The sequence below is a fragment of the Vibrio sp. 2130-1 genome (assembly GCF_033339515.1).
In genome coordinates this window covers 1-2,312 of the sequence record NZ_JAWOUT010000049.1, presented here as the reverse complement: position 1 = coordinate 2,312, position 2,312 = coordinate 1, and the positions used below count along the sequence as shown (strand labels likewise).

General features: G+C 43.7%; 3 protein-coding genes. 1 reads left to right on the top strand and 2 read right to left on the bottom strand.

Annotated elements, in window-relative coordinates:
• The first annotated feature begins 271 nt into the window (after positions 1-271).
• A complete protein-coding gene (locus tag R7Q09_RS24100) occupies positions 272-727 on the top strand; it encodes an RNA-binding protein (RefSeq protein WP_017636066.1) in 456 nt (151 codons plus the stop codon).
• On the opposite strand, the gene murI is transcribed toward R7Q09_RS24100, so the two are convergent.
• On the bottom strand, positions 690-1,493 hold the full coding sequence (gene murI, locus R7Q09_RS24095) for a glutamate racemase (protein ID WP_005389694.1): 804 nt from the start codon (positions 1,491-1,493) through the stop codon (positions 690-692). The genes R7Q09_RS24100 and murI overlap by 38 nt on opposite strands.
• A gap of 31 nt (positions 1,494-1,524) precedes the next feature.
• Positions 1,525-2,217 carry an adenine nucleotide alpha hydrolase gene (locus R7Q09_RS24090; protein ID WP_225474221.1) on the bottom strand — a complete coding sequence of 231 codons (693 nt, stop codon included), beginning with the start codon at positions 2,215-2,217 and terminating at the stop codon, positions 1,525-1,527.
• Positions 2,218-2,312 lie beyond the last annotated feature (95 nt).

The following is a 2,312-nucleotide window of genomic DNA, read 5'->3' as shown; positions in this document are numbered from 1 at the left end:
TCTCTTCCCGACTCGCTGTGTGACTTTCGTCTCACTCCGTGTCGGTGGATGCGCAGTATAGGGGGTTGAGAAATTAGTACAAGCGTTTTTTGCAAATAAAAAACCAACCGGTCACAAATTAGCCAAAAGTGCGATATTTGCATATTTCTTCGTCACATTTGAGACATATCACAGCAATTGGTTGGAAAAACACCAACCATATACGTAAGATTCATGTGTCTATTCTGTTAATGGACAATCGATCTCTTTATCACTATGTGTAGTAATTAAAATGACGTCTAAAAAAAATCTGATTTTATGTGTTGGGCTGGCCATCGTTGGGGGAATCATTTTCTCTCAATTCATCATCCCACCAGCCTTGAGCTTCCTCATTGGTGTTATCGCTACTGCTTTTCTTTTTTCATTTTCTAGCAAAACACCTGTTCTTCAATCTTCGGATCCTGATCCTTCAACTAAAACGCTGTATGTCGGCAACCTACCTTATAAGGCCAATGAGAGTCATGTTCGCGATTTGTTTGCTGAATATGGACAGGTCTATGCGGTACGCTTAATGAAAGATAAGCGTACTGGAAAAAGAAGAGGGTTTGGTTTTGTAGTGATGGCTGCGGCAGATGCCAAGCCAGCTATCGCTAAACTTAATGAAAAGGAATATATGGAGAGAACGCTAAAAGTGAGAATTGCGAACGATCCTAAACATCCGGATGGTGGTAAACCTGAACAGGATTAAAACCTAGCTTCTTTAAACAAATGTTCAGTGCATCTTCCTGCCAAGGAGTTGCACTGGCATAAATCGACTTACTTCCCTCTTCTGTATCCTCAATTTCATCACTTAATAGCAATGCTTTTACTCGACGTGCAATCGCTGCGCCTGAATCAATTAAAGTAACGTCCCCACCCAAAGCTTGATGAATCTCCTCTTTGATTAAAGGGAAGTGAGTACAACCGAGCACCGCAACATCGACTTTATCGCGAAGGGGAAGCAGGATATTTGTCAGTTCGTCGAGAGAAACGCTGTTGCCTCGCAACTTCTCTTCGGCCATATCTACCAAGCGAGTTGATCCCACCAGCTCAACTGGTTTGCCTTGCGCAAAGTCCCGTATTAACTCGTGAGTATATTGGCGTGTTACTGTCGCCGGAGTGGCGATCAGCCCTACCCCTTTTGATGCTAAAAGCGATGCGGGTTTAATCGCAGGGACAACACCAACAACGGGAATCGATAAGTTTTCGCGTAAGGAAGGAAGCACTATGGTGCTCGCCGTGTTGCAAGCAATGACGACAATGTCGACTTGGTGTTCTTCGACTAATGAAGAGACCAGTTGGTTAACTCGTGAAATGAGTACAGCCTGATCGAGTTCACCATAAGGGTAAGCCTGATTATCGAATAAGTATAAGTAGTCTAGCTGGGGCAATAGGCGATGTATCTCTTGGAATACAGAAAGACCACCAACACCGGAGTCAAAAACTAGGACTTTTTTCTTACTTGCTACTCGCACGAGCCTTACCTAAAGAACAGAAACGTTGCGATCATACTGCGTAGATTTGTTTTGGCAATGCTTTAGCATGGTATCTTTGATGGCTGAATCTATCTCCAGATTCTACATCTCGCTTCGTCAACTCGATATGTCCTTGAAAAGATGACGAAGACGTAACCAATGTGTGAAATTCACCATTTTCCCCACAGGGATCAATTTGACTTGGTAATGACTCTATTAGGGCTTTGTCATACCAGCGACCACACCATTCTGGAGGGAGAACTCTTCCGTCGATGGTGATTAACATCGTTTGAATACCACGCTCTATGATTTCCATCGCTAGTTTTTCGCTGCTCTCCCCTAATAGAGGAAAGACGCATTCCCAGCCAACAGGTTCAATATAGCTGCGTCGGTAATCGGCAATGCCATTACAAAACATATCACCAAATGCGACAGCTTCTATGTTCAGACCACTACTTTGTAATGCATTAACGATGGTTGATTGATAAATGTCGTTACTCGGAAAGACTTCAGGCAGTTCGATAGTAATGAGCGGAAGCGCAAGTAAGTCTGCTTGCATTTGTACAACCTCAAGCGGAGTTGCTTGAAAAGGGACTTCTTTCCCTACGTAAGTCGTGTACAAACCGACAACTTGATAATTTGGATTCTCGTTAAGGCGCTCAAGCGTTAATGTCGAATCTTTACCGCTGGACCAACTGATCACCACTCGCTTGGGTTTCTTCATTCGATTTTCCACCACAAAATGTAAATTACCACCTTCTAAAGAAGGTGGCTTTGTGTGAGCCCCCTAAAAGGGGGCCTTTGTTTAGTCCAGCGCCA

Coding starts and splice junctions, on each gene's coding strand:
- R7Q09_RS24100 (WP_017636066.1), top strand. CDS start 272: ATGACGTCTAAAAAAAATCTGATTTTATGTGTTGGGCTGGCCATCGTT.
- R7Q09_RS24090 (WP_225474221.1), bottom strand. CDS start 2,217: ATGAAGAAACCCAAGCGAGTGGTGATCAGTTGGTCCAGCGGTAAAGAT.